Annotated in this window: 22 protein-coding genes, 1 tRNA gene and 1 pseudogene; 9 read left to right on the forward strand and 15 right to left on the reverse strand. The window is 34.5% G+C overall.

All coding sequences use genetic code 11. The annotated features are described in order from the left end of the window. Positions 1–69 precede the first annotated feature (69 nt). From H3T56_RS07345 to H3T56_RS07355, 3 genes are read right to left on the reverse strand one after another with little or no spacing between them, the layout of a single operon-like run. Positions 70–906, reverse strand: a complete 837-nt coding sequence (locus H3T56_RS07345) for a PRD domain-containing protein (protein WP_198192389.1) — start codon at positions 904–906, stop codon at positions 70–72. 14 nt (positions 907–920) lie between these two features. After that, positions 921–2,387, reverse strand: a complete 1,467-nt coding sequence (locus tag H3T56_RS07350) for a glycoside hydrolase family 1 protein (RefSeq protein WP_198192390.1) — start codon at positions 2,385–2,387, stop codon at positions 921–923. 12 nt (positions 2,388–2,399) lie between these two features. Then, the gene (locus H3T56_RS07355) at positions 2,400–4,262 is read right to left on the reverse strand and encodes a beta-glucoside-specific PTS transporter subunit IIABC (protein ID WP_198192391.1); all 1,863 of its coding nucleotides are present in this window, start codon (positions 4,260–4,262) and stop codon (positions 2,400–2,402) included. A 795-nt stretch (positions 4,263–5,057) separates the two neighbouring features. On the opposite strand from H3T56_RS07355, the gene H3T56_RS07360 reads away from it, so the two are divergent. Genes H3T56_RS07360 through H3T56_RS07370 form a run of 3 tightly spaced genes read left to right on the forward strand, consistent with a single transcriptional unit; the run spans position 5,058 to position 9,218 of the window. Beyond that, a complete protein-coding gene (locus H3T56_RS07360) occupies positions 5,058–6,962 on the forward strand; it encodes a beta-glucoside-specific PTS transporter subunit IIABC (RefSeq protein ID WP_198192392.1) in 1,905 nt (634 codons plus the stop codon). Continuing rightward, complete coding sequence (locus tag H3T56_RS07365) at positions 6,952–8,373, forward strand: glycoside hydrolase family 1 protein (RefSeq protein ID WP_198192393.1); 1,422 nt, start codon at positions 6,952–6,954, stop codon at positions 8,371–8,373. The genes H3T56_RS07360 and H3T56_RS07365 overlap by 11 nt, the downstream gene beginning before the upstream one ends. Before the next feature lie 5 nt (positions 8,374–8,378). After that, positions 8,379–9,218: a PRD domain-containing protein gene (locus H3T56_RS07370; RefSeq protein WP_034901038.1), complete on the forward strand. Its 840-nt coding sequence runs from the start codon at positions 8,379–8,381 to the stop codon at positions 9,216–9,218. A 763-nt stretch (positions 9,219–9,981) separates the two neighbouring features. On the opposite strand, the gene H3T56_RS07375 is transcribed toward H3T56_RS07370, so the two are convergent. From H3T56_RS07375 to gap, 3 genes are all read right to left on the reverse strand, one after another. Further along, a complete protein-coding gene (locus H3T56_RS07375; protein WP_086356990.1) occupies positions 9,982–10,158 on the reverse strand; it encodes a DUF1778 domain-containing protein in 177 nt (58 codons plus the stop codon). Positions 10,159–10,587: 429 nt separating this feature from the next. Beyond that, positions 10,588–11,154 (reverse strand): TetR/AcrR family transcriptional regulator, encoded by a 567-nt coding sequence (locus tag H3T56_RS07380; RefSeq protein WP_034901040.1) that lies wholly within the window; start codon positions 11,152–11,154, stop codon positions 10,588–10,590. Positions 11,155–11,206: 52 nt separating this feature from the next. Next, positions 11,207–12,208, reverse strand: coding sequence for a type I glyceraldehyde-3-phosphate dehydrogenase (gene gap / locus H3T56_RS07385; protein WP_034901042.1), 1,002 nt, complete (start codon positions 12,206–12,208; stop codon positions 11,207–11,209). 337 nt (positions 12,209–12,545) lie between these two features. Between gap and H3T56_RS07390 the strand changes: the two are divergent. The 3 genes and pseudogenes from H3T56_RS07390 to H3T56_RS11690 form a co-directional block, all read left to right on the forward strand. Beyond that, positions 12,546–12,857, forward strand: a pseudogene (locus tag H3T56_RS07390) (hypothetical protein); the annotation flags it as partial. A 51-nt stretch (positions 12,858–12,908) separates the two neighbouring features. After that, a complete protein-coding gene (locus tag H3T56_RS07395; protein ID WP_198192394.1) occupies positions 12,909–14,141 on the forward strand; it encodes an MFS transporter in 1,233 nt (410 codons plus the stop codon). Between the two features lie 796 nt (positions 14,142–14,937). Then, positions 14,938–15,069: a hypothetical protein gene (locus H3T56_RS11690; protein ID WP_255542242.1), complete on the forward strand. Its 132-nt coding sequence runs from the start codon at positions 14,938–14,940 to the stop codon at positions 15,067–15,069. 293 nt (positions 15,070–15,362) lie between these two features. Here H3T56_RS11690 and H3T56_RS07400 read toward each other — a convergent pair. Further along, positions 15,363–15,438, reverse strand: a tRNA-Phe gene (locus tag H3T56_RS07400). Positions 15,439–15,597: 159 nt separating this feature from the next. Between H3T56_RS07400 and H3T56_RS07405 the strand changes: the two genes are divergently transcribed. From H3T56_RS07405 to groL, 3 genes are all read left to right on the forward strand, one after another. Beyond that, entirely contained in the window at positions 15,598–16,038 is a 441-nt protein-coding gene (locus H3T56_RS07405; RefSeq protein WP_034901046.1) for an FxsA family protein, read from the forward strand. A 146-nt stretch (positions 16,039–16,184) separates the two neighbouring features. After that, positions 16,185–16,478, forward strand: a complete 294-nt coding sequence (locus H3T56_RS07410; protein WP_034901049.1) for a co-chaperone GroES — start codon at positions 16,185–16,187, stop codon at positions 16,476–16,478. Positions 16,479–16,525: 47 nt separating this feature from the next. Further along, positions 16,526–18,172 (forward strand): chaperonin GroEL, encoded by a 1,647-nt coding sequence (gene groL / locus H3T56_RS07415; protein ID WP_065613631.1) that lies wholly within the window; start codon positions 16,526–16,528, stop codon positions 18,170–18,172. A gap of 117 nt (positions 18,173–18,289) precedes the next feature. Here the strand turns inward: groL and H3T56_RS07420 are convergent, their stop codons facing one another. The 8 genes from H3T56_RS07420 to H3T56_RS07455 form a co-directional block, all read right to left on the reverse strand. Beyond that, positions 18,290–18,868 (reverse strand): manganese efflux pump MntP family protein, encoded by a 579-nt coding sequence (locus tag H3T56_RS07420; protein ID WP_034901053.1) that lies wholly within the window; start codon positions 18,866–18,868, stop codon positions 18,290–18,292. A 133-nt stretch (positions 18,869–19,001) separates the two neighbouring features. Beyond that, entirely contained in the window at positions 19,002–19,529 is a 528-nt protein-coding gene (locus H3T56_RS07425) for a tail fiber assembly protein (RefSeq protein WP_198192395.1), read from the reverse strand. Between the two features lies 1 nt (position 19,530). Continuing rightward, positions 19,531–20,235: a hypothetical protein gene (locus H3T56_RS07430; RefSeq protein WP_198192396.1), complete on the reverse strand. Its 705-nt coding sequence runs from the start codon at positions 20,233–20,235 to the stop codon at positions 19,531–19,533. 13 nt (positions 20,236–20,248) lie between these two features. Next, positions 20,249–20,992, reverse strand: coding sequence for a hypothetical protein (locus tag H3T56_RS07435; RefSeq protein ID WP_198192397.1), 744 nt, complete (start codon positions 20,990–20,992; stop codon positions 20,249–20,251). Between the two features lie 16 nt (positions 20,993–21,008). Then, positions 21,009–21,791, reverse strand: coding sequence for a hypothetical protein (locus H3T56_RS07440; protein WP_198192398.1), 783 nt, complete (start codon positions 21,789–21,791; stop codon positions 21,009–21,011). Next, the gene (locus tag H3T56_RS07445; protein WP_198192399.1) at positions 21,784–24,201 is read right to left on the reverse strand and encodes a phage tail protein; all 2,418 of its coding nucleotides are present in this window, start codon (positions 24,199–24,201) and stop codon (positions 21,784–21,786) included. The genes H3T56_RS07440 and H3T56_RS07445 overlap by 8 nt, the downstream gene beginning before the upstream one ends. Beyond that, positions 24,191–24,388 (reverse strand): hypothetical protein, encoded by a 198-nt coding sequence (locus H3T56_RS07450; protein ID WP_198192400.1) that lies wholly within the window; start codon positions 24,386–24,388, stop codon positions 24,191–24,193. The genes H3T56_RS07445 and H3T56_RS07450 overlap by 11 nt, the downstream gene beginning before the upstream one ends. Before the next feature lie 15 nt (positions 24,389–24,403). After that, positions 24,404–24,637 carry a hypothetical protein gene (locus H3T56_RS07455; protein ID WP_198192401.1) on the reverse strand — a complete coding sequence of 78 codons (234 nt, stop codon included), beginning with the start codon at positions 24,635–24,637 and terminating at the stop codon, positions 24,404–24,406. Positions 24,638–24,650: the final 13 nt, after the last annotated feature.

A 24,650-nucleotide genomic window follows, 5' to 3' on the forward strand; every position in this document is an offset into this window, starting at 1 on the left:
AGAAGAAAAATTATCTAAAAAGGATTGCTTACTTTAGCGTAACCTGTTTAGATAAAAATCTAAGACTATTCATTTGGTATTGCGTATTAGTCTATTAATGTGAATCCCCAAATAGACCACCTCATCATCAGATATTGAGCTATGATAAGTTTGATCGATGTACTGTTTTACTTTTTCTGCAATATGCATCGCATAAGGATAAAGCGAGGATATTTGTTGATAAAGATCGTTATTATCTTCTTGTAATTGATTATTGGCATAAAATCGTTCTACAAAAAATTTAATATGGGTAATAAAACGGCTATAGTGAATTGATGAGGTATCTATTGGCACGCCGACGGAATACTTCACCAAATTCACTATTGAATTTATCATTTTGGCATATTGAAACGTATTAAGATTTTGCGTGGTCGTGGTTTGAGCGTTAATGAGATGAAATGCAATATTACTCGCTTCTTCTTCAGGAAAAGTGAGATTATATCTGGCATTGAGTAACTCAATAGCTTGCTTAGCGATATTAAACTCTTGCGGATAATAATTTTTTATTTCCCAATATAATTTATTGGGTATAAACAGACCTTTTTTAACTCGTTCAACCGCAAAGTAAATATGATCTGTCAGTGTTAAATAAATATTATTATTCAGTTTTCTGTTTAAGTTGTTTTCAGCTAATGTGATGATTTCTTTGGTTATCTGAAAAAATTGAAAAGGGACTTCTTTCGCTAAATCGGTGATATAGGAAAGTTTAATATTTTTTTCTAAAAATATTTTATCCACTCGCTCATCATCAATGGTATCACCGGGCTTTTTACCAAAACCAATGCCTTTCCCTAATACGATTTTTTCGATACCCTCTTCTTCAACTAAAACGACACTAGAATTTAATACTTTTACCACCAAAATCATTATTCACACTCCAGCTATTTGTCGTAAATAGCTTTACCATTGGTTTCAATCACTTTTTTATACCAATAAAATGATTCCTTTTTATATCTAGCTAAGGTGCCATTACCTTCATCATCTTGATCTACGTAGATAAAACCATAACGTTTGGACATCTGCGAAGTACTGGCGCTGATTAAATCTATTGGTGCCCAACTGGTATAAGCAATTAACTCCACGCCCTCATCAATGGCTTCTTTCATTTGTTTAAAATGTTCTTTAAAGTATTCGATTCGATAATGGTCATGAACGATGTCGCCCTCTAACTTATCAATTGCGCCAATCCCATTTTCGACGATCATCATTGGAATATTATAGCGGTCATAGAGTTCAATTAGTGAAATTTTTAACCCTTTAGGATCGATTTGCCAGCCCCATTCTGTGGATTTTAAGTAAGGATTTTTAACGCCGATAATCGTATTACCGGGTATGCGATCAGCATCAGGATTTGTCGATTCAGCTTTTGACATATAGTAGCTAAAAGATAAGAAATCGACGGTATTTTGTTTAAGAAGTTGCTTATCGCCCTCTTCAAACTTAATATCAATTCCTTTTTGTTTTAAATTAGCCAATGTAAGTTTAGGATATTCACCTTTAATTTGTACATCGGCGTAAAAATAATTGTCTAAGGTTTTTTGCAACGCCAATTCCACATCCTCTGGCTTACATGTCAATGGATAAGTGGTTAATTTAGTGAGCATACAGCCTATTTTACAATCTGCAATTTTTTCGCGGGCGATTTTGGTAACCAATGCACTTGCTACAAATTGATGATGTAAAGCTTGATAGATATCTTGTTCAAGTTGCCCGTCTTTACATTTATCCGGAATAATTCCGGCTGTAGTAAACGGGTGTCGATAAATACTATCTATTTCATTAAAGGTTAACCAATATTTTACATAAGCGCCAAACTGGTCAAAACAAACGGTAGAAAAACGGACAAAATCATCAATTACTGAACGTTTTACCCAACCATTATATTTAATACTTAATGCTACTGGCATTTCATAATGTGATAAGGTCACAATAGGTTCTATTGCCAGTCGTTTCATCTCTTTAAAAACATTTTTATAAAACTCAACGCCTTCAGGATTTGGTGTAAGTTCCTCACCAGTCGGAAACAGTCTGGTCCAAGCAATGGATAAGCGTAATGTCTTAAATCCCATTTCAGCAAAAAGCGCTAAATCTTCTTTATAACGATGATAAAAATCAATCCCTCGTCGTTTCGGATAATTTTTATCAGAAGGATCGCTTATCGCCGCCATTACTCCTTCACTGGTTACTGCCATATGAGCAACATAATCTTTGACATCGAGATTTGGTTTATAGGTTGCTATATCTGCAACAGAAATTCCTTTGCCGTCAATATTCCATGCGCCTTCGATTTGATTGGCGGCTATCGCTCCGCCCCATAAGAAATTATCTGGAAATGCTAAATTTTTCATTGGTTACTCTCCTTAGCTTAATATCTTTGGCTTAATTTCTAAAATAGTATCGTCGTTAGTGACTTGTTTAGTTTCATTAAAAGTAGAAATAGTATAGTCTTCTGGATTGGTGACTAAAAATATTACAGTAGGATCTAGTTGTTTATTTTTAATGATGTTGATATCAAATTTAATTAAATCATCACCAATATCGACAATATCGCCAACATTAACCAGTGTCTCAAAACCATTACCATTGAGTTGTACCGTATCGATTCCTATATGGAAAAGCAGATCAGCGCCATTATTTAATTGAATACTTAGAGCATGTTTAGTATGGAATATCATAGCGATAACCCCCTTACAGGGTGATTTTAAAACGCCATCATTGGGAATAATACCGATACCTTGACCAACAATACCAGTAGAGAAAACATTATCGTTAATTTCCGTCATTGGTATCACTTTACCCTTAATCGGGCTTCTAATTTGGATAACTTCATCTTTAGTTATATTTTTAGTGTTGTTATTTATCTTTTCATCATCAATCTCAACACTATCTTTGAATAGTATGGCGGAAAGAATAAATGCCACTAAAAACGATATCCCTAAAGTCACAAATGCCCAGACTATGTTCATCGCATTGTCTTTATCAATGTACATGGTCATACTGGCTAAACCTGGACCTACCAGAACAAATGCTTTTAATAAAATAATGCCAGCAAAAGCGCCACCAATTAAACCAGCGGTCATCACGCTATAAAGAATTTTTTTATTTACAATTGTCACACCATATAACGCAGGTTCGGTAATACCAAAAAGGGCGGATAATCCGGCAGATAAAGCAATCGATTTTAATTTACTATTTTTAGTTTTAATACTTACGCCAAAACAAGCACCTGACTCAGCAATATTGTGTGCTAAAGAAGCCGGCATATATAACATTTCACATCCAGTTTTACCCATTGCATCAATGGCATAAGGCAGCATTGCTTTATGCATGCCGGCAAAAACCATAAATGGAAGTACCGCGGCTAATAATCCGGTGGTAATCCATGAAAAATGGGTATAAAAAAATATAATAAATTTAGAAAATATCACACCGGCGTTGTAGCCAAGGGGACCAAGTAACAGTAACGAGACCGGTACGGTAATGATTAAACTCATCATTGGCACAAAGAACAGACGAATAACTTTAAATGAATATTTCGTGAAAAATTTTTCAACAACAGAATAAAAAAGGATGGTTAAAATGGCTGGAAATATTTGAAACGCATAATTGATATTCTCTAAAGGCAAAGAGAAGAGGGTGCTGTCCTTTTGTAGTAGAGCCACCATATCAGGAAGGATTAACGCACTTACCGCGGATGCCGCTACTAATGGATTCGCTTTTAATTTATTCGCGGTGGTAAATGCGACCAGTATCGGTAAAAAATATAAGGGCGCACTACCAATTAATTGCAAAATTTTATAGTTCGATCCATTCTCATCAATCAATCCGAGCATGGCAAACAGTATTACAAAAGATTTCAACAGACCGCCGCCAGCAATTGCTGGAATTAATGGTTGAAAAATTGAAACAAGAAAATCGAGTAAAATAGCACTTATTTTTTTCTTGCTATTAGGCTGATGGTTAACGCTATTTTCGTTAATGTTGCCAATTAATTTAATTATTTCGTTATAAACTTCAACCACTTCATTACCAATAATTATTTGGCATTGAACGTTTTGCCGTACGCCTATAACACCCTCAATTTTTTCTAAAGCCGCAATATTAATTAGGTTATCATCTTTTAAGGTAAATCTTAGCCTTGTTGCACAATGTTCTAAATGCGCGATGTTACTTTTGCCACCAATATTATCTAGAATGGTTACGGCTATTTTTTGATAATCCATTACTATCTCCTATTGCTTTTGTTAGTGGTAAAAAAAAGCAGAACCTAATAAAATGCTGTTTTACCTACGCAATTTATTAAGGTCCTGCCTGCTCTACCAGTCACATGCCTGTTTAATAGCATACAAACATACAATTGGCGTTGAGTCAATTTTGATTTAGAAGAACTGTGAACTAGATCTCAATCGCTACCGCAGAATAACTGTTAAGTTAACTAATTGTTTTAATTTATTAAGATATGAAGTAAATAAACTATAAAAGAATCATTTACGAAGTTAAAAATAAAGGACAGAAGATTAAAGATAGAATCTGTCCATTTTAGGTTTTGGTTGGAGTAGAGGATCTTGGTTACTTAGATATTAATATACTGGTTCCGGTAAAGGGTATTCAACACCATTATAATATATATTGCCTTTTTGTTGATTCAGTAATTTCTTCAACACATTCCCCTAAAGATGATTAGTGATTATTCACAGTGGATTATTTGGGTTATTTTATTAAATAAAGAGTTCAATTGATTGCACAAAGCTGAAATTGAAGGCTCCTTAAAAATTAGCAAAAATATTAAAGTTCGCGCTTAATTAACGCATAGCAATGTAATTATCTAAGTTATATAAAATAAGATATAGATCACATTTCTTGAATTTTAATTTGAAATAAATATTAGTTATATATACTATCGGATCCATTAAGGCATGTTACTGATTTAATTCAGGCAGGACCAAAACAAAAACTTATCTAGAAGGTGAGTTTTTGTTTTGGTCTTTTTTTTTGGATCTTTTAGAGTGAGTGTATATATGGATTATCAACAGTTAGGAATACAAATTTTGCGGTTAGTTGGGGGAAAAGATAATGTTAATTCCTTGACTCATTGTGCAACTCGTTTACGGTTTGATCTTTTTGATAAAAATATTGTTGATTGTGATGCAATCATGAAATTAACTGGTGTTATTAGTATTGTAGATAGTGGGGGGCAGTTCCAAGTAGTGATCGGTAACGAAGTCCAACAAGTGTATCAAGCTATTAGTCAGAATTTATCTAACCAACAACATGGCAAGGTAAGAAGCAAAAAGAAAGAAGGGATACTTTCATATATTATTGGCATTATATCCACTTCATTTACGCCTGTAATTCCTGCATTAACTGGTGCGGGGATGATTAAAGCGTTATTAGCTATATGTAAGTTAATGGGGGTGTTATCGCCAGATAGCCATACCTATTATTTGTTGGACATGTTGGCTGATGCGGCATTTTTCTTTATGCCTATTTTGTTAGCGTATGGTGCTGCAAGTAAATTTTCGTGTAATCCTATTTTAGCTATGACTATTGCAGGTGCAATGTTACACCCCAATTTAGGAAAATTAATGGCGTTGGGTCAAGATGTTTCTTTTATTGGTATCCCGGTTAAATTAGCCGATTATGCAGGTTCTGTATTACCTATCATTATTACCGTATGGGCAATGTCTTATATTGAGCGCTTTGCTGAAAAAGTGACTCCATCAATGATAAAATTTTTTATCAAACCAATGATTATTCTATTGATAGCAGGGCCATTAGCATTAGTGATTATTGGTCCATTTGGCATCTTACTAAATGATTTAGTTGCACAAGGGGCGGGTTATATAAATAGTAAAGCTAGTTGGTTAATTCCAATGTTAATGGGCGGATTACAGCCATTTTTAATTATTACCGGTACAGCTTGGGCAATGACACCAATCGCAACAGGACAGTTAAGTCGTAATGGTTCTGAAATGATTAATGGTCCTGGTATGCTAGCCTCAAATATAGCACAAGGTGCAGCTACATTATGTGTAGCAATCAAAACTAAAAATAAAAATCTAAAACAACTTGGGTATTCTGCTGGTTTCACCGCATTATTAGGTATTACTGAACCATCATTGTATGGCGTAACCTTAAAGCTAAAACGCCCATTAATCGCTTCAATGATAGGTGGTGGAGTTGCTGGCGTTTATGCAGGGGTATCTGGATTATTACGTTATGCTTTTGTATCACCAGGATTAGCTGGTTTACCTGCTTTTATAGGCGATAACCCGATGAATATTGTTCATGCTCTGGTGACATGTTGTATTGCGATAGTCGTAACATTTGTATTGACATGGTTTATGGGATTTGATGATCCAATTGATGAGGATGATTTGATTAAAACTATTGATACAGAATCAACATTATCTTCAACAAATAACTCTGTCGCTGCTGATTTGAGTAATGTTATCTTAAGCAGTCCTTTAACAGGAAAAGTAATACCACTATCAGAAGTAAAAGATGATGTTTTTTCAAAAAATTTGATAGGTGATGGTATAGCCATTGAGCCTAATCAAGGTAAAGTTGTTGCACCAATTAGTGGTAAGGTTGTCAGTTTACTTGAATCAAAACATGCGATCGGTATAAAAAGTGATCAGGGTATTGAAATTTTGATCCATATAGGACTAGATACCGTTAAGTTAGGTGGCCAATTTTTTACAGCTAAAGTTGAACAAGGTCAGCGGGTTAATATTGGTGATGAGTTAATTGAATTTGATTTAGCTGCTATCAATCAAGCTGGTTATATGACAACTACCCCAATAATTATTTTACATTCAGATCAGTATTTTGTTGAAAATTTTAAGAAAAATATGGTGGCAATAGGTGATGATCTGATATTAGTTAAAAAAGCAAATCAAGGTGATAATCATGCTCTATAAAACATTAAAACCGTTTCCTCAAAATTTTTTATGGGGAGGATCAACATCGGCTTATCAGTTTGAAGGGGCATGGGATGAAGATGGAAAATCTCCGTCAATTGTCGATATGTATTGTCATCCTGAAGATGTAGCCGATTTTAAAGTAGCAAGTGATCACTATCATCATTATAAAGAAGATGTGCGGCTTTTTGCTGAATTAGGCTTAAAAGCCTATCGTTTTTCTATTGCTTGGACGCGTATTATTCCAGATGGTATTGGTGACGTTAATCAACAAGGGTTAGCTTTTTATCACAACTTAATTGATGAACTTAAACGTTATGATATTGAACCAATAGTAACTCTATATCATTTTGATTTACCCTATAAATTGGACAAACAAGGGGGATGGAGTGAACGATCAACCATTGATGCTTTTGTCCGATATACTGAAGTTCTATTCCAAAATTTTGGTGAAAAAGTTAAATATTGGCTAACAATTAATGAACAAAACACCATGATTCTTCATCCTGGTGCAATTGGTGTTCCTGAAAATGGTAAATTACCAGATAAGAAAACACTCTATCAACAAAATCACCATATGTTTATCGCTCAGGCTAAAGCTATGCAGCTATGCCACACTCTTTGTCCCAATGCTAAAATTGGGCCAGCATTAAATATCACTTCAATGTATGCTGAAACTTGCCGACCTGAAGATGCTATAGCAGCTCATAATTGGGAAACTATTCGATGTTGGAGTTTCCTCGATACCGCTATTTTGGGGCGCTATAATGCGTTATTTTTAAGTTATTTACAGGATAGAGGGCTTTGCCCAACAATTTTGGCAGAGGATCTCGTTGTATTAAAAAATGCTCAACCTGATTTTATTGCCATGAATTATTATTCAACAGCAACAATTGCCGCCAGTAAAGGAAATGCTTCCGATATATCAGCCAGAGCTGGCGATCAACAAATCATGCTGGGTGAACAGGGCGTTTATCGAGCGGCGGAAAATCCTTTTGTCAACAAAACGGCTTATGGATGGGTAATTGATCCTATTGGTTTAAGATTAACTTTAAGAAAAGTTTATGAACGTTACAATTTACCAATTCTAATTACTGAAAATGGCATTGGTGCTCCAGATAAACTTAATGCAGATAATACTGTTAACGATGATTATCGCATCGACTTTATTAGCCAACATATAACCCAAATGCAATTGGCTATCACCGATGGTGTTGAACTTATTGGTTACTGCCCATGGTCTGTTATTGATGTGGTAAGTACTCATCAAGGTTATGGTAAGCGTTATGGTTTTATCTATGTTAATCGAGGCGAATTTGATTTAAAAGATATGAAACGTATCAAGAAAAAGAGTTATTTTTGGTATCAGAAATTAATTAAGGCTAATGGTCAGTTGGATAAATTGACGTAATAGTTATGATAACATTTAAAGTCGATAAAATTTTAAATAACAGCCTAGTATTATCCAAAAATAGTGATAATAACGAGGTGATCCTGATGGGAAAAGGGATCGGTTTTAATGCTAAAGTTGGTGATCTGCTCGATGCTGAGCAGATTGAGAAATGTTTTGTTTTACAACAAATAACAGATATTCAAGGTTATCTTAACTTAATTGAATCATTACCTGATGATTACATCGAGTTAACGAGATTTTTGTTAGATTATGCGAGCAAAACATTACAAACTACCTTTAGAGAAACGCTATTTTTTACCTTATTAGATCACCTCAATTATGCTATTGAAAGATATTATTCAGGAGTGGTTATTCAAAATCGCTTGTTATACGAAGTGAAAAGCTTTTATCCTAAAGAGTTTGAAGTTGCAAAGTACGGCATAACCTATATAAACCAACGTCTTAATATTAGTTTACCTGAGGAGGAAGCCGGTAACATAGCCTTTCATTTAGTTAACGGCCAATCACATCAACAAACTATGCAGCACACGTTATTGTCCGTTAAAATGTTGAAGGATATATTCAATATTATTCAATTTAATTTTGCAATTCGAATAGATAAACAATCGTTACATTATTCACGCTTTTTAACTCATATGCAGTTTTTTATTCAGCGTATTTTTGAGCAGAAGCAGCTACAATCTGATAATGATTTTGTTTTTCAACAGGTGATTAGGCAATATCCAGATGAGTTTAAATGTGCAAATGTCATTAAAAAATATTTAATCAATCAGCTTAATATCACGATTTCAAATGAAGAAATCCTCTATTTAATACTACATATCATTCGTATTGTACATTAAATCAAGCAAACAAAAGTCAGCACTGATGTTTATATCGATAATTAATACCAAAATAGAAGATTATTGCTAATAATCTCTTTTTATTCGAGATAATAAGATGTTTTTGCCATCGAAATCCCAAAATAGTTTTTCAACTATGTGGTTTCCATTTTACGTGATCTGCTCACAAAAATTTGAGTTAGTATGAAAAAATACTGATCATAAAAGGTAGCGCTCAAGCAATTTCTCTTAAGCATTACAAATAAAGGCTTTAAAGCTATTTTATGGATACACGCCATTATCGAACCAAATGTATCCGGGTTTGTATCCGATTTTGTACTTGATATGGGGTAATCTCAGTTGACATCGGTTGACAAAGAAAATCCTTTGAAAGGTAGCTTGGAAAAGGCTATAGATATAAAAAAACTGCTAGAAGCAGATCTTAAAATTTGTGATTGGTGCCTAAAATAGGATCGTGCATATTGCGCTTAAATCTACTCAATGTTAGATACTACCAGTTGATAAACAATAAAAGCCAATTATTTTGTTATTGTTACATACCATAAATGTACCGAAACATTACTTTTCTAATTTTTTATAGATTTTTCTTCAATCATTCATTCAAAGACAACTCTTCATAATTAAATGATGTAACATCATGATGTACATTGAATAATGTGTGGTGCTTCTATTTTTACCATGGTGACTTCCGAGGTAATAAAGCTTGGATTTTTTTATTACTATCAAAAAAACTTCAATTGCATGATTGAAGGGATTTATCTGTTTATCGTCGATTAAAAAAACACTGATTAAGCAAAATATCTTCAGCCTTTAAGCTGGTCGCTTCTAAAATAAAATCAGTACGTGATTTAGATATTAAATATGTTGCAATATCAATCAATTCTTTTGGGAATACTTTAGCTCTAATATTAATAAGAGATTCTTTGGTTTCAGTTCTCATTTTAATTATTGTTTTTAATTTAGTATGAAAGTACATGTAGTATATGTTGTATATAAAATTGCGATACAATTGAAGTGTTATTTAAAAATAAAAGAAATAACTTAAAAGCATAAACGTCAGTGAATATTAACCATTAAAACAAGCTGCATAATTTTCTACTTATCTAGGGTTGATTTGCCTATTCTTAAGTGATTGGTAAGTTCACTTATAGGAATGTGTGCATGAGATAACGCATAATCAAAAGATTGTTGTTTGAATTAGACACTAAATTTTTTGACTATGATATGTGTCTCCTATGATTTTTGTTTATATCATAGAGGTGACTTTTGTCTACTTTTCGGGCGAGGATCGTTTATCTTATCCACGACCAGCAATTTGTGAAATTGATAAATGAAAAGCAAAAAAACAAACGAAACTGTAAAAATTATGTTACGGAGTAAATATTTTCAATAGGGTATTAATAGCTAAGTGGAAATAGGAATCATCTTGCAATCCTTTTGCTATAATATAAGCACCTTGCGAAGTAGACATAATAAGTGTTACGGCTTCTAACGGAGCGAGAATATTAGAGATAGTACCTTCAGAAATCCCAACTTTTATGATACTTTCTAAAGTTTGTTTCATTGACTCAAATCCACGATTAACTTCCGCAGCTAAACCTTTATTTTCCATAATCGATCTATCTCGAGCAAGTTGACCAACTAAACACCCTCTATCTATATTACGGGATTTTAATAGAAGATCTGAAAGTTTATCATATGCATTTTTATCAGAACTTAAAACTAACGTATTGAAATTTACTAATTGCTCTACATTATATTTTATTGCTGCTAGTGATAAATCTTCTTTACCCTGAAAATAATGATACAGGCTACCTTGACCAACTTCTGCACGAGTCAAAATATCATTTGGGCTTGTATTGGCTAGACCTTTCTCTAACAAAAGAACAGCCATAGCTTTGATTAGTTTTTCTTTTGAATTTCGTTTTGTATTCATTTTTGCGGCAGAACGTCATACCATCCTAAGATGGTATGATCTTATTAAATAATTATTTCATTTGCAATATTGTATCCACTAAACGATTTGAAAACCCCCATTCATTATCATACCAACTAACAACTTTGAGTAATTTACCATCTATAACTTTAGTCAGTTTAGAGTCAAAAATAGAGGAAGCTGGATTTTGAATAATATCAGATGAAACAATTTCATCTTCGGTGTAAACAAGAATACCCTCCATTTCTTCGGATTTAACTGCGTCCTTAATGGTATTATTTACTAATTGTGCTGTCACTTCTTTCTCTAGTTCTACTGTCAGATCTATCATTGAACCGGTGATAACTGGAACTCGTATCGAACCACCATCCAGTTTTCCATTTAATTCAGGTATAACTATACCAATTGATTGTGCTGCACCAGTTGACGTCGGGACGATATTTTGAGCTGCACTACGTGCTCGCCTCATATCTCGATGTGGGCCATCCTGAAGATTCTGATCTTGAGTATAAGCATGAATAGTAGTCATAAATCCTGATTTAATAACAAAATTTTCATGTATTACTTTTACTAAAGGTGCTAAACAATTTGTAGTACATGAAGCATTTGAAATGATGTGATGTTCATTCCTATTGTACATATGGTTATTCACACCTTGTACAATAGTCAAATCAACATTTGAGGCTGGTGCGGAGATCAGAACCTTTTTAGCCCCAGCTTTTATGTGTGCTTGTGCTTTTTTTCCATCATTGAATATTCCTGTTGATTCAAGAACAACATCAATTTTATGTTTAGCCCATGGAAGATTTTCAGGATAACGTTCTTGGTAAACAGCAATTTCGTAACCATCAATAACTAAATAATCTTTTTTTACTTCGATACTTTTAGTAAAACGTCCAAAAGCTGTGTCATATTTTAAAAGATGAGCTAGTTGCTCAATTGAGCCTAAATCATTGATTGCAACGACGTTGATATCATTCGAACTCTCTTGCAATGCACGTATAAAACTTCGTCCAATACGACCAAAACCATTAATAGCTACATTTGTCATCATTATCTCCTTTTAAATTAAAACATACTTATTGGTATGTTATTAATTAAATTATTTAACCATAATCAAATTAAATTACAATTATTAATCAATGTATTAAAACTAGTTTAATTTAATAGTGTACAAGTCTTAGTAAATTTATTAACATACATAATAGTATGTATTTTCATTATAAAGAAAAAAAGGAAATTGTAAAATGAAAAAAATATCAATTTTAGATACAACGTCAAATGACAAGGAACAAACATCACAAAACGTGATGAATCCAATACATAAACTCCAAATAACTCTAAAGTTAAAGTCATTTGGAGTTAATCATATCGAATAAGGATTTCCAGCTTCATCTACATTTGATTTTGAAGCAATAAAATTGATTTGTCGGAGTATTACTTGGTCTGAAATTACAAGATTTTCTAGGGCATTGAATAAAGATGTTGAGCTTGTATTTAATGCTATTGTTGGAAGTAAAAATCACACTATAGAGATCGTGGCTACAGATAATGATATTTGCCTAGCAAATAAATATAACATCACTTGCTCACAATCTATTGATGAAATGACTAAACAGTTCATTTCATTAATCAAAATTGTGATTTTTCTACTTGAGCTAAAAGGCACAGCGAGTCGAGTAAAAAATTTGCGTCACCTATAAACAGAATCTAAAACACTAAATTTAAACTCTTAATTAAGGAAATACAAATATATGAATAAAAAAAATAATTATCGTTGGTTTGTGCTTGGAATCGGAGTGTTGGCACAAGCAACATTCGCAATGGGGTTTGCTGGCATTCCTATAACTGGAATTTTAATGCGAGAATCTTACAATTTTTCATTGCATGAACTTGGTTTTGTTTTAGGTTCAATGGGACTTGGTGTTGCAGCTTCTGAGATAGTTTGGGGAATCATCACGGATAAGTTAGGCGATAAGACAGTTCTAATTTTAGGGCTATGGTCATCAACACTGGTATTTGTCGTTATAGCATTATGGTTTACACCAGGAAATTCAAATAGTGGAATTAAATATTTACATTTAGGAGCTGCTTTGGCAATGGCTGGAGCTTGTGGCGGTAGTATTAACTCGTCATCAGGTCGAACAGTAATGCAATGGTTTGATGATAGTGAGCGAGGCTTTGCTATGAGTGTTCGCCAAACTGCAATTCCAGTAGGTGGGGCAATTGGTACTGGTTTACTTCCTTGGCTAGCATATTCATATGGTTTTGAAGTGACTTTTTTAGCCTTAGCTGTAATAGGTTTAACTGTCAGCTTTGCTGTTTTGTTTTTTATTAACTCTAAACAAAATGAATTCAAACAAGTAAAAACATCTACTCTTACCGTGTCACCACTGAGAAGTGCTGACGTTTGGAAAGTTGTTATCGCCGCAGGCTTTCTAACTGTACCGCAAATGGCAGTACTTACCTTTGGAGGTGTTTATATGAGAGATGTTCTCGATATCAATTTAACTTTGATCTCTATCATTCTCATTGGTGTTCAAATAGGTGGTGGAATTCTCAGAATTTGGTCAGGTTATTATACTGATCGGAAAAAGAATCGTATTTCTTTATTGAAGTATTATGCCGTACTAAGTGGAATTGCTTCTTTTATACTTTGTTTAATGGTGAATAACACTTACTCAGGTGTTGCTTTTCTTGTATTAACGGGTTTATTTGGACATGCATGGCACGGTCTTGCTTATACTGAAGCAGCTGTAAAAGCTGGTGTTGAAAGAGCAGGAACTGCATTGGGTATGGTTGGTGCCACAGTATTTTTTGCATATTTTTTAACACCTATTCTAGTATCTAGTATTGCACATGGCTATGGATGGGGAGCAGTTTGGGCGGTTGTAGCTATTTTAACATTTGCATCTTTATTGTGTTTTGTTTCTTTCTCTAAAAAGAAAGAACCTTTAACGTCTATTGGTGATATCGATGAATCCTAAAATAAATTTTTTAGAAAATTTGGTGATCACATATTGTTGATTCCTTAGGTGGGAGCGAAGTCCTTATCTATATAGATTTACATCTTCTTCATGAAATTAATACTCCACCTACATTTGATGGATTAAAAGAAAAAGGTATAAAGGTTCATAGACTCAAACATTATCAACCTTTACTATTGATATTAAAAAATCTGTAACTACTCCCTAAAATATTACAGTAAAAGAGTAGAACATTCTCTTTATTAATCCACAGAGGATTTAACCATGAAAAAATGACTGAACATCAAATTATATCTATCTTAAAAGAAGTTGAAAATCTTAAGATTAAGCAGATGGTTGTTGAACTTAGTTTAAAAGCTCAGCTCCAGAAGGAAATTACAAAAAAGCTCTAGTGCCTACTAAGAAACGTAAAGTTTGGGTAGTGCAATTGTAAGAAAGTCATTCTATTAATATTGCCATGAGCTGCAATATCGTTGGCTTAAGCTGCTTTGCTTACTATTATCAACTTGAGGAAAATTTGGTGATTATATCGGTACTCAGTACGATGACTAATAAGCATTTACGTTGGGGCTTTGCCAAATGTTTTAATCGCATCAGAAAGCTGAGTTATAAATGGAACCATAAACGGGTGTATTGTGAATTAAGGTTTAATCTTAGGATAAAGCATAAACAGTGTATTGCTCGCTCCGCGAAGCCCTGAAAAACTATTAGCACCCAATAAACAAGTTGAATGCTGATCAATGAATTTTATGAGTGACAGCAGTTGCAATCAACGCCGATTTAGAACTTCAATAATGTGATAGATGGCTTTAATCGTAAGGCATTAGGCATTGATATTGCAGTCAGCTTGTCGGCTGGTAGAGTTACCCGTTATCTGGATAAACTGGCTGAACATCATGGTTATCCACTCGAATTTATCGAATCTTAAAATTTGGTGATTGCTGCCATAAAACGTAATAATAACCTCAATTCTAATTAAATAAAGAAACATGAATTTTACAAGCAATTCTCTATAACCCTTGCCAATAAAGGCTTTACAGCCATTTTATGGATACACGCCATTATCGAACCAAATGTATCCGGGTTTGTATCCGATTTTGCACTTGATATGGGGTAATCTCAGTTGACATCGGTTGACAAAGAAAATCCTTTGGAAGGTAGCTTGGAAAAGGCTTTAGACATAAAAAAACCTGCTAGAAGCAGGTCTTAAAATTTGGTGATTGGTGCCCGGACGCGGAATCGAACCACGGACACGGGGATTTTCAATCCCCTGCTCTACCGACTGAGCTATCCGGGCAACAATGGAGCTGTATTAAACACGATTAGAGATTATTCGTCAATCCTTTTTGTAAGATATTTTTAAAAATATAAACTGTTTGGTTGAAATTTAACTAATCATCACCATCTTAATAGTCGATTGAAAATAATGTCGCTCTATATTTAGAGGAATTTTTGTATGCGAATTATTGGTTTTATTATATTTTTTATTTATGTTTATTGTGAGATTAGTTTTTTTATCGCAGTTGCTAATTCAGTGGGGGTATTGCTTGCATTAATCGGCATTATTGCTACCTCGATTATTGGTTTTTCATTAATTAAAAAGCAAGGGTTAAAAAATTTAAGCCTTATGCAACAAAAGATTGCTAATCAACAAAGCCCAAAAGAAGAAATTATTAATAGTGTTTCGCTATTATTTGCTGGTTTTTTCTTATTTATTCCAGGTTTTCTAACTGATATCCTAGGGGGAATTTTATTAATTCCATATGTTCAGGAATATATTGTGCGCTTTATTGTTAAAAAACTTCCTACTAAATTTTATTCATTTTCTTCTAGTCGCAATGTACAAGTAAATAATGATGTGATCGAAGGAGAATTTGAACGGAAAGATGACGAATAATTAATCAATTAGAAAATTTTTTTATTTTATTCTCTTGAAGAATATAAATTAATCCCCATCTATAATGCACTATATAATACATATCATAATTTTATGATTTATTGTCAATAATTACTTAAGTAAAAATTAGTGCTAGGAGATAACTAATGAAAATTCGTCCATTGCATGATCGTGTGATCATTAAACGCAAAGAAGTAGAATCAAAATCAGCTGGCGGTATTGTGTTAACTGGCTCAGCAGCAGGTAAATCAACACGTGGTGAAGTTTTAGCTGTTGGTAATGGTCGCATTTTAGAAAATGGTCAAGTTCAACCATTAGATGTTAAAGTTGGTGATATCGTAATTTTCAATGAAGGATATGGCGTTAAAACAGAAAAAATTGATAACGAAGAAGTGCTTATCTTATCAGAAAGCGATATTTTAGCCATTGTTCAAGAATAACTGGCAGATAATTTAACTTATATACAGAATTTAGGAGAAATACGAAGATGGCAGCTAAAGATGTAAAATTTGGAAATGACGCTCGTGCTAAAATGCTTAAAGGCGTTAATGTATTAGCTGATGCAGTTAAAGTAACTTTAGGTCCAAAAGGACGTAATGTTGTATTAGATAAATCATTTGGTGCGCCAACTATCACTAAAGATGGTGTGTCAGTTGCTCGTGAAATCGAATTAGAAGATAAATTCGAAAACATGGGTGCGCAAATGGTTAAAGAAGTAGCTTCAAAAGCAAACGATGCAGCTGGTGACGGTACTACTACTGCAACTGTACTTGCTCAAGCTATTGTTAACGAAGGTTTAAAAGCCGTTGCTGCTGGTATGAATCCAATGGATTTAAAACGTGGTATTGATAAAGCAGTTGTTGCAGCAGTTGAAGAGCTTAAAAAATTATCTTCACCATGTGCTGATTCTAAAGCGATTGCCCAAGTTGGTACTATTTCAGCAAACTCTGATGAAACTGTTGGTACTTTAATTGCTCAAGCAATGGAAAAAGTTGGTAAAGAAGGTGTTATCACTGTTGAAGATGGTACTGGTTTACAAGACGAATTAGATGTTGTTGAAGGTATGCAGTTTGACCGTGGTTATTTATCACCATATTTCATCAACAAACCTGAAACTGCGACTGTTGAATTAGATAGCCCGTATATTTTATTAGCAGATAAAAAAATCTCTAATATCCGTGAATTATTACCAGTATTAGAAGCCGTTGCTAAAGCAGGTAAATCTTTATTAATCATCGCTGAAGATGTTGAAGGCGAAGCATTAGCAACATTAGTTGTGAATACTATGCGTGGTATTGTTAAAGTTGCAGCGGTTAAAGCTCCTGGTTTTGGTGATCGTCGTAAAGCAATGTTACAAGATATCGCAATCTTAACTGCTGGTACTGTAATTTCGGAAGAAATTGGTTTAGAGCTTGAGAAAGCAACACTTGAAGATTTAGGTCAAGCTAAACGTGTGGTTATTAATAAAGATAACACAACTATCATCGACGGTGTTGGTGAAGAATCATTAATTAATGCACGCGTTGAACAAATTCGTAAACAAATCGAAGAATCAACTTCTGATTACGATAAAGAAAAACTTCAAGAGCGTGTGGCTAAATTAGCTGGCGGTGTTGCAGTAATTAAAGTTGGTGCAGCAACTGAAGTTGAAATGAAAGAGAAAAAAGCACGTGTTGAAGATGCATTACATGCGACTCGTGCAGCAGTTGAAGAAGGTGTTGTTGCTGGTGGTGGTGTTGCGTTAGTTCGTGCTGCTTCTGCAATTTTAGACCTTAAAGGTGCAAACGAAGATCAAAACGTTGGTATTAAAGTTGCTCTTCGTGCAATGGAAGCGCCATTACGTCAAATCGTTACTAACTGCGGTGAAGAAGCTTCTGTTGTGGTTAATGCGGTTAAAGGCGGTAAAGGTAACTATGGTTACAATGCATCAACTGAAGAATATGGTGATATGATTGCCATGGGTATTTTAGATCCAACTAAAGTAACACGTAGTGCATTACAATATGCTGCATCAGTAGCAGGTCTTATGATCACAACTGAATGTATGGTTACTGATTTACCTAAAGATGATAAAGCTGATTTAGGTGCTGCTGGTGGTATGGGCGGCATGGGAGGAATGGGCGGAATGATGTAATTCCCCTATTTAGCCAGTCAAAATAAAAAACCACTCCAATATGTGAAGTGCCCCCCAATAGTTGGACAACCAATTACTGGGGGTTTTTTTATATCTAAACTTAAGTAAAGAATAAAATTATATAGCGAGATGTTGGTACAATGTGATTGAACCGATGACAATAAGAACGATGCCACCGATAAATGATGCTTGTTTACCAATTAAACAACCAATTTTTTTACCTAGCAATAAGCCCAACGTAACCATGATACAGGTTGCAAGCCCAATCATGGTGGCGGCAATATAAATATTAACGCTGGCAAGTGCTAATCCGACACCAACAGCAAATGCATCAATACTTGTTGAAATCGCAGTAAGAACTAATATTAGAAATGATTTTTTTGATGAAGGAAGTGGTTTTGCATCACAGTTGTCATCGTTATCTTGTTTAAAACTATGATAGATCATGTTTAGACCTAACAATAGCATAACGGTAAAAACAATCCAATGATCCCATCTTTCAATATATTGTAAGGCAATATAACCAATTAACCAACCTAGTAATGGCGTGATGGCTTCAACAAAACCAAATAAGATCCCCACTTTTAATGCGCCTAAAAACGGCGTTGATTTTAATGATACGCCACGACAAATCGCTACCGCAAAGGCATCTGTAGACATGGCTAATGCTAGCAGTAAAATAGCCAAAAAACTCATGATATATACTCTTGCTTCCAATGATGTTAATTTTAATTTTTTATTTATATGATGCGACGCGCGATAATTATACAGTGAATCAATTGATAATTAGTTGCGCCGCGTATTTCTAAATATGAAAATAAATTACATTTTACGGCTTTTCTGGAAAAATTACATTTATATCTGATGCGTCAATGCGATTTAATAGAATTCGGTATTTTTTCCATAACTTTAGTTTTTCTTCATCGCCATTTTCTGACATGTCAAAATCAATAGCATCTTGCAAAATTGATATATTTTCATTTGCCTCGTTTAGCAATAAATTTTTTTGAGCTTTATTTTGTTTTATTTTAAACGCTTTTTGTTCGTCCTCATCTAAAACCCATTTTTTACCGTTCCATTTTGAAAACTGAAACGGTTCTAGTGGCGTAAACCCTTCTTTTATTTCTCCCAAATAATCAATTTTAACCAATTCTTTAGTTTCTGTGTTATAAACTGTTTTACCGCGATGGTCTTCAACTAATACCCATTTGCCGTTCTGTTCACACGGCCAATAACCGTTTTTGAATTCGGGAGGTATGCGTAATGCATTATCTGGTGGTAACGTGTCATCGTTCGCTTCTAATTCATGTGTAAATGGTTTTAGTGCATTTGTATTGTCAAAATAATAATTAATCATATTAAACTCCTAAATATATAGCTGGCGTCATGCCGACATTAATTGGTCTATTTTCGTTAGCGGTTGGTACAACTCGTGATGCGAAAAACTCATAACCCCATGCGCGCCAGTCTCTTGCTGGTTGAAACGCTCCGCCATTTGGATTTATAGCGCTTGACCCAGCAAAAGCTCCTTTTGCATAATTGACATGATTATCAACAACGCCCGAATCGAAATGCCCCCAAATTTCACGAATTGCGTCATCTTCAACACTACCTACCTGGCGAGTCGTTCCATCAACAGCTCGCTCAAAAAAACCACGTCCATCAGACGAAAAAGCTGAGGGTACGTTGATATATTGCTGACCATTAATTACTTTTATAGTGATTTTATAGTCTTCTTTATAATTTGCCGATAGACTGTCTAACGCTCGCCCGGGTGGCGAATCTAGTAAATAATTATCACCGTTTCTAAAATACCATCCAGGCGGCAATTCAGATGCACGAAACGGCATTAATTTTTGTTCACCAATCACGTAGGGTTTTTCCGCTCCAGCGACCATCAGATCCCACGCATCACGATCAGCTGTGCTAATGCCTTTATTTGTTTTTTTTGCTATGTAGCTTGAACCATTACAACCAACCACATCATCTTGATAATATGTCGTTGTTTCACTATATTCACCACACCAGTTAAACCTGATGTTTCCCAAATTTATAGTTACCATTTTTACCTCCGTTTTATATAATCATTAATAGATCTTTATCTTTAATTTTAAATTCACATCCGCCGGGTGCCATTAACCACTCAATAAAATCTGAGACTAGCAATGTTTTATTGTCAATATTCCCAGCGCACTCTAAAATCAATTTTGCCCCTTCTTTTCTAAAACCATAAAAACGTGTAGCTACACTTTGAACTGTTTGTTTAATGCTTTCAATTTTTGCATTAAATTCGTTTGAATTTTCAATTACTAGCCATGGTTGTCCATTTGCTATTTCATCAACAACATTTGTATGTTGTAAAACAACATGCGGAAGATTTCCTGCCCAAGCATAATATTTCCTTGTAACTTCATCATAGACAATTTCATTACGAGTATTTAATGTGCATCCAGCTTTAAAGTTACCTACATTTTCGTAACCGATCTGTGCTTCTTTCAGTTCATTTACTTGTTTTTGTAATAGCTCATCTGACACATCAACATAATCTTTAGTTGCCGCGTCTTTTAAATTGACGGGATTGTTTAGATTTTCAATACGATTATTTTGTGCATTAAAATTGGGATTATTATTAGATGCGGATAATGTTAGTGTTAATGCCTCAGTATTTTCATCTACAGCTTTTTTTAGATATTGTGTTCGATTTGCCAGTGCCATGTGTGGCTTATTTGCAATGCCTCTAACGCCACCGCCTACACGATCTTTACGTTGAATTAAATAAACCGCATCATCCCAGCTAGCCACTTCATTTAAATTCTCCATTACATTTACCTCTAATTTAATTTGAAAAGTTGTATTGTTCATCATATGCAATTTCATCGTCGTATAAGATATCGATAAAATCTGTAAATTTGATCATTCGGCCGAACATCCCAAAATCTGATCTTGGATTTTTTGTTAGATCTGGTAATAGTTGTAATGTTGTTTCAATATTTGAAAATTCTGATTTGTCATCAATTAAATTAATGAATTCGACTGGATCTAGTGATAATCTAAAAAGTTCAATATTTACCGATTTATTATCAATAATGTTGTGTCCAACATAACGAAGGGCAAGCTCTATCGGTTCATTATTTAAAATACTGATACCGTCAAGTCCAGAATGGTCATATTCAATTAGTACTGGCGAGTGCGGTTTTGTGATAAATAAAATAGAACCTTGGTTATAATCGATAATATAATCGGTATTTTCTTTTAGATTTTCTATGAATACATCCCGTACATTTTGATGCTGTAGATAAATTGTCATGCCAGCTTTTATATTACTAAATTCATCTTCAGCCCCACTTTGTTGATGTGATATAGACTTTCCGCGCAATAATAATTCTAGATTTTCAACAGAACGATCAAACCATGTCGCAGTCACATTTCCACCTGTAAATGTTATATAACGTTTATCTTTAACTAATCTTCCACCTATACTGCGCTTGCTATATTGTTCTTCAAATTCAAAATTGACTTTTAATGATGAAACATCGCCAATCCAACGCCATTGTCCACTATTTAGTTGAGATAAAAATACTTTACCTTGTCCGTAATAGTATTCATTTTGATTAGACATATTCACCTCCAACCAAATGGCCTTCCGGTAATTCAGCTGTAAATTTGTATAACGATTCGTAACCGTCCCGCATGCTATACAATGTGAGTATGTGGCGATCATCATAGATATGATCTTGATTTGAGACATACGGCAATGCAATTAACGTATCAGTAGCATTAAAACTCCATAAGACTTCGTTTGTATAATAATCTGCTATTTCAACTATATATTCAGTACCTGGTTCTGGACCTATATTATCGGATAAACAATCAATTAGCCGATCAGCTTGCAACAAACGATCACGATGAGTAAAACTCAAGACATATGAATCAGCTGATTCAATTAGATCTGGATATAATGAATCATTAACCTTGATGTTCCCTGGTAAATACGGCCTAGTTTGACGATTGCCCATAACAATTTTTTCAACTGGAGCAATATCTTCATCTAGTCTGCCAGCATTAGTTTGCGTAAGTAGTTTAACTCCAACTGTTTCACCACTAATATATTCAATATGATCTGTTTCCAGAACACTCATATAGAAACGTATTGTCGAGCCAGCATGATGAAATGTTGGTAGCGTATCAACGCAACCGCGACCGACCGTTAACATATTTGTTTCAACGTCAAATTCATCAATACGCATGAATTCGTCATCAATTATAATACCTTCGCCAATTGACATCTGGTAATCAGAATCAATCTTAATTTCAAATTTTGTTTCTAACTTTTCAATATCATTAATTAATGTTGCACTTGCTGTCCAGTCACATCGATTTTCATTAATTGATTCAGCTCCTGCTGCTTGCGATAGCAATACATAATTAATTGACATGGGGGTGGGAGCTTTTGCCATCACACCAAAATAACCCGATGATGGTTTTAAATACGCCATGTCTGCTGCACTTAATCTTGTCACAAGAAGTGCATAGGGAAGTTCAATTAATTTGACATTATTTACAGCGCGAATTGAATTATCCGTTGCCGTCCATTCGTTGTTTTGTTGTTCGCTGCTAAATGATGTTGATGACAAACTAAAAACATCTTGGACTCCTGTAATTAATAAAGCCCCATCTCCTTGTTCTTCTATTTTTCCAACACGCAGAATCATATTTTCAATATCACGGTCGGGCAGGGATACTCTAAAACAAGATGCAGGCTCTAATATGCCTCCACGCCTGTCAAATTTAATGATTAAACGTGTAATGCCCGCAGCATTCATTTCAAGATCACGTTCCGCCAGTCTCGCTGCCAATTGTTGTGTCGGTATAGCTTTGTATTCAACAGAATTACTAATTAAACCAACTTGTTGAATAGATGCCAGATTTTGTGCACGAACAGTTGCATCCTCATTAGTTACTGGATTGTGATAGGTCACAACTATTTCATTATATGATGCATCACTACTGGCACTATCGTCATCTTGCACTGATAAAATACCATTATCATATGTAAACAGCGGTAACATATTTGGGTCATAGTCATTACGAATTAACTTTAATTTTAGTTTTCCGGTTGAGAGATCAGCATATTGCGCAGCACCAACATGATCTAAAACTTGTTGTATGAACGTTTGTAGTTGATCTTGCCGATTATATCGAAAACACATACCAAATTTTTCGGCAAATAGTGTATCGGCCGCTTTTTTAAAACTGTCAACATCAATATCGTTCCATGACAAACCACGCCCCCAGTCTCGGTTAGTCGCACATTCAAATAATATATGAGCTGGATTCATTGCATGTATATTACGAATGTTATAATAAAGATCATTACGCAACGCATTAATTTTTCGTTTCCTCTCTTCTCTTCTTCGCTTTTCTTCTTCGCGTTTTTTTCGCTCTGCTTCCTCTTCTTCTGGCGTTTTTTCTTTATTTTTGCTTATAAAATTCGGTTTTTTTATTATTGTGTTTATAGGTCCATAACGACTTTCAATTTCCCCCTCAATACCTTGGATTTCAGCTGTTTCATCACACATTAAAATCAAACATTTTTCCGGGTACCAAGGGTCACCATCCCAACCTTCTATTGTTCTACGAACGCGATAGGTCCAAGGCTTTGGCGATGCACTATAGCAACTGACTAATCCTGAATAGAAAGTAGTAACTAACCCTCTAAACCCAGGAATCAGTCCGCGTAAAATACTTGATAAACTATATGATGGTACTTGATTTTTTTCACCCATCATTATAATTAAACTCCCTTGAATACCGCCTTCACCCCCCGTATCTTCACCACCAAATAGATTTGGTTTATTAATCAGAATAGTACAATTATTTGTTGCTTCGTTTGCAGTACCTAGCCAAACTATTTTTTTATCTGCAGTTATAGCCACGAGTGAATCAATTGGACCACGACCTAGACCACAGAATAAATCCCAATGATATCTGTACCCCACTGTAACTTTACCTGATGAACTACCGCCCATTTTCAGTTCCCTCTGCAATGTTGACTATATTAATTGCTAGTGCATCACCTGTTTTTAATAAAGTTGTTGAATCAATATAACCGTCTCTAATAAATGCATTTAAATCTAGATGATAACGTTTGAAAAATTCACGTAATCCCCACGCACAACCACCGCCCGCACGAATATGTTCCATTGTTATTTTCATAATGAATGCTCCAATTTACTTACGAATTGCACTATAACGATAGTTACCATAACCTAAAACAAACCAATCGGCAGTCCAACAATCACCAAAAAACACACATTGAGGGGTACCTTCGTCAGGAACCGGCATATTCCAATCGTCCTCCGTTGCTGCAGTTGGTCGATTGCTTTTGGGGTGTTTTGCTGTGACACGAGCAATAACATAACTAGCAACAATAACAGCGACAAATTTAGCAACAGCCCACCACATAATAGAATTCCTC

It is taken from the genome of Gilliamella sp. W8123, from assembly GCF_016101085.1.
Taxonomy (GTDB): domain Bacteria; phylum Pseudomonadota; class Gammaproteobacteria; order Enterobacterales; family Orbaceae; genus Gilliamella; species Gilliamella apis.

Excerpts from the sequence above, each read along its gene's own strand:
- H3T56_RS07380 (WP_034901040.1), bottom strand. The coding sequence starts at position 11,154 with ATGAATACAAAACGAAATTCAAAAGAAAAACTAATCAAAGCTATGGCT.
- H3T56_RS07450 (WP_198192400.1), bottom strand. The coding sequence starts at position 24,388 with ATGAAAATAACAATGGAACATATTCGTGCGGGCGGTGGTTGTGCGTGG.
- H3T56_RS07445 (WP_198192399.1), bottom strand. The coding sequence starts at position 24,201 with ATGGGCGGTAGTTCATCAGGTAAAGTTACAGTGGGGTACAGATATCAT.
- H3T56_RS07360 (WP_198192392.1), top strand. The coding sequence starts at position 5,058 with ATGGATTATCAACAGTTAGGAATACAAATTTTGCGGTTAGTTGGGGGA.
- H3T56_RS07430 (WP_198192396.1), bottom strand. The coding sequence starts at position 20,235 with ATGGTAACTATAAATTTGGGAAACATCAGGTTTAACTGGTGTGGTGAA.
- H3T56_RS07410 (WP_034901049.1), top strand. The coding sequence starts at position 16,185 with ATGAAAATTCGTCCATTGCATGATCGTGTGATCATTAAACGCAAAGAA.
- gap (WP_034901042.1), bottom strand. The coding sequence starts at position 12,208 with ATGATGACAAATGTAGCTATTAATGGTTTTGGTCGTATTGGACGAAGT.
- H3T56_RS07345 (WP_198192389.1), bottom strand. The coding sequence starts at position 906 with ATGATTTTGGTGGTAAAAGTATTAAATTCTAGTGTCGTTTTAGTTGAA.
- H3T56_RS07365 (WP_198192393.1), top strand. The coding sequence starts at position 6,952 with ATGCTCTATAAAACATTAAAACCGTTTCCTCAAAATTTTTTATGGGGA.
- H3T56_RS07370 (WP_034901038.1), top strand. The coding sequence starts at position 8,379 with ATGATAACATTTAAAGTCGATAAAATTTTAAATAACAGCCTAGTATTA.
- H3T56_RS07455 (WP_198192401.1), bottom strand. The coding sequence starts at position 24,637 with ATGTGGTGGGCTGTTGCTAAATTTGTCGCTGTTATTGTTGCTAGTTAT.
- H3T56_RS07405 (WP_034901046.1), top strand. The coding sequence starts at position 15,598 with ATGCGAATTATTGGTTTTATTATATTTTTTATTTATGTTTATTGTGAG.
- H3T56_RS07350 (WP_198192390.1), bottom strand. The coding sequence starts at position 2,387 with ATGAAAAATTTAGCATTTCCAGATAATTTCTTATGGGGCGGAGCGATA.
- groL (WP_065613631.1), top strand. The coding sequence starts at position 16,526 with ATGGCAGCTAAAGATGTAAAATTTGGAAATGACGCTCGTGCTAAAATG.
- H3T56_RS07420 (WP_034901053.1), bottom strand. The coding sequence starts at position 18,868 with ATGAGTTTTTTGGCTATTTTACTGCTAGCATTAGCCATGTCTACAGAT.
- H3T56_RS07425 (WP_198192395.1), bottom strand. The coding sequence starts at position 19,529 with ATGATTAATTATTATTTTGACAATACAAATGCACTAAAACCATTTACA.
- H3T56_RS07435 (WP_198192397.1), bottom strand. The coding sequence starts at position 20,992 with ATGGAGAATTTAAATGAAGTGGCTAGCTGGGATGATGCGGTTTATTTA.
- H3T56_RS07395 (WP_198192394.1), top strand. The coding sequence starts at position 12,909 with ATGAATAAAAAAAATAATTATCGTTGGTTTGTGCTTGGAATCGGAGTG.
- H3T56_RS07355 (WP_198192391.1), bottom strand. The coding sequence starts at position 4,262 with ATGGATTATCAAAAAATAGCCGTAACCATTCTAGATAATATTGGTGGC.
- H3T56_RS07440 (WP_198192398.1), bottom strand. The coding sequence starts at position 21,791 with ATGTCTAATCAAAATGAATACTATTACGGACAAGGTAAAGTATTTTTA.
- H3T56_RS07375 (WP_086356990.1), bottom strand. The coding sequence starts at position 10,158 with ATGAGAACTGAAACCAAAGAATCTCTTATTAATATTAGAGCTAAAGTA.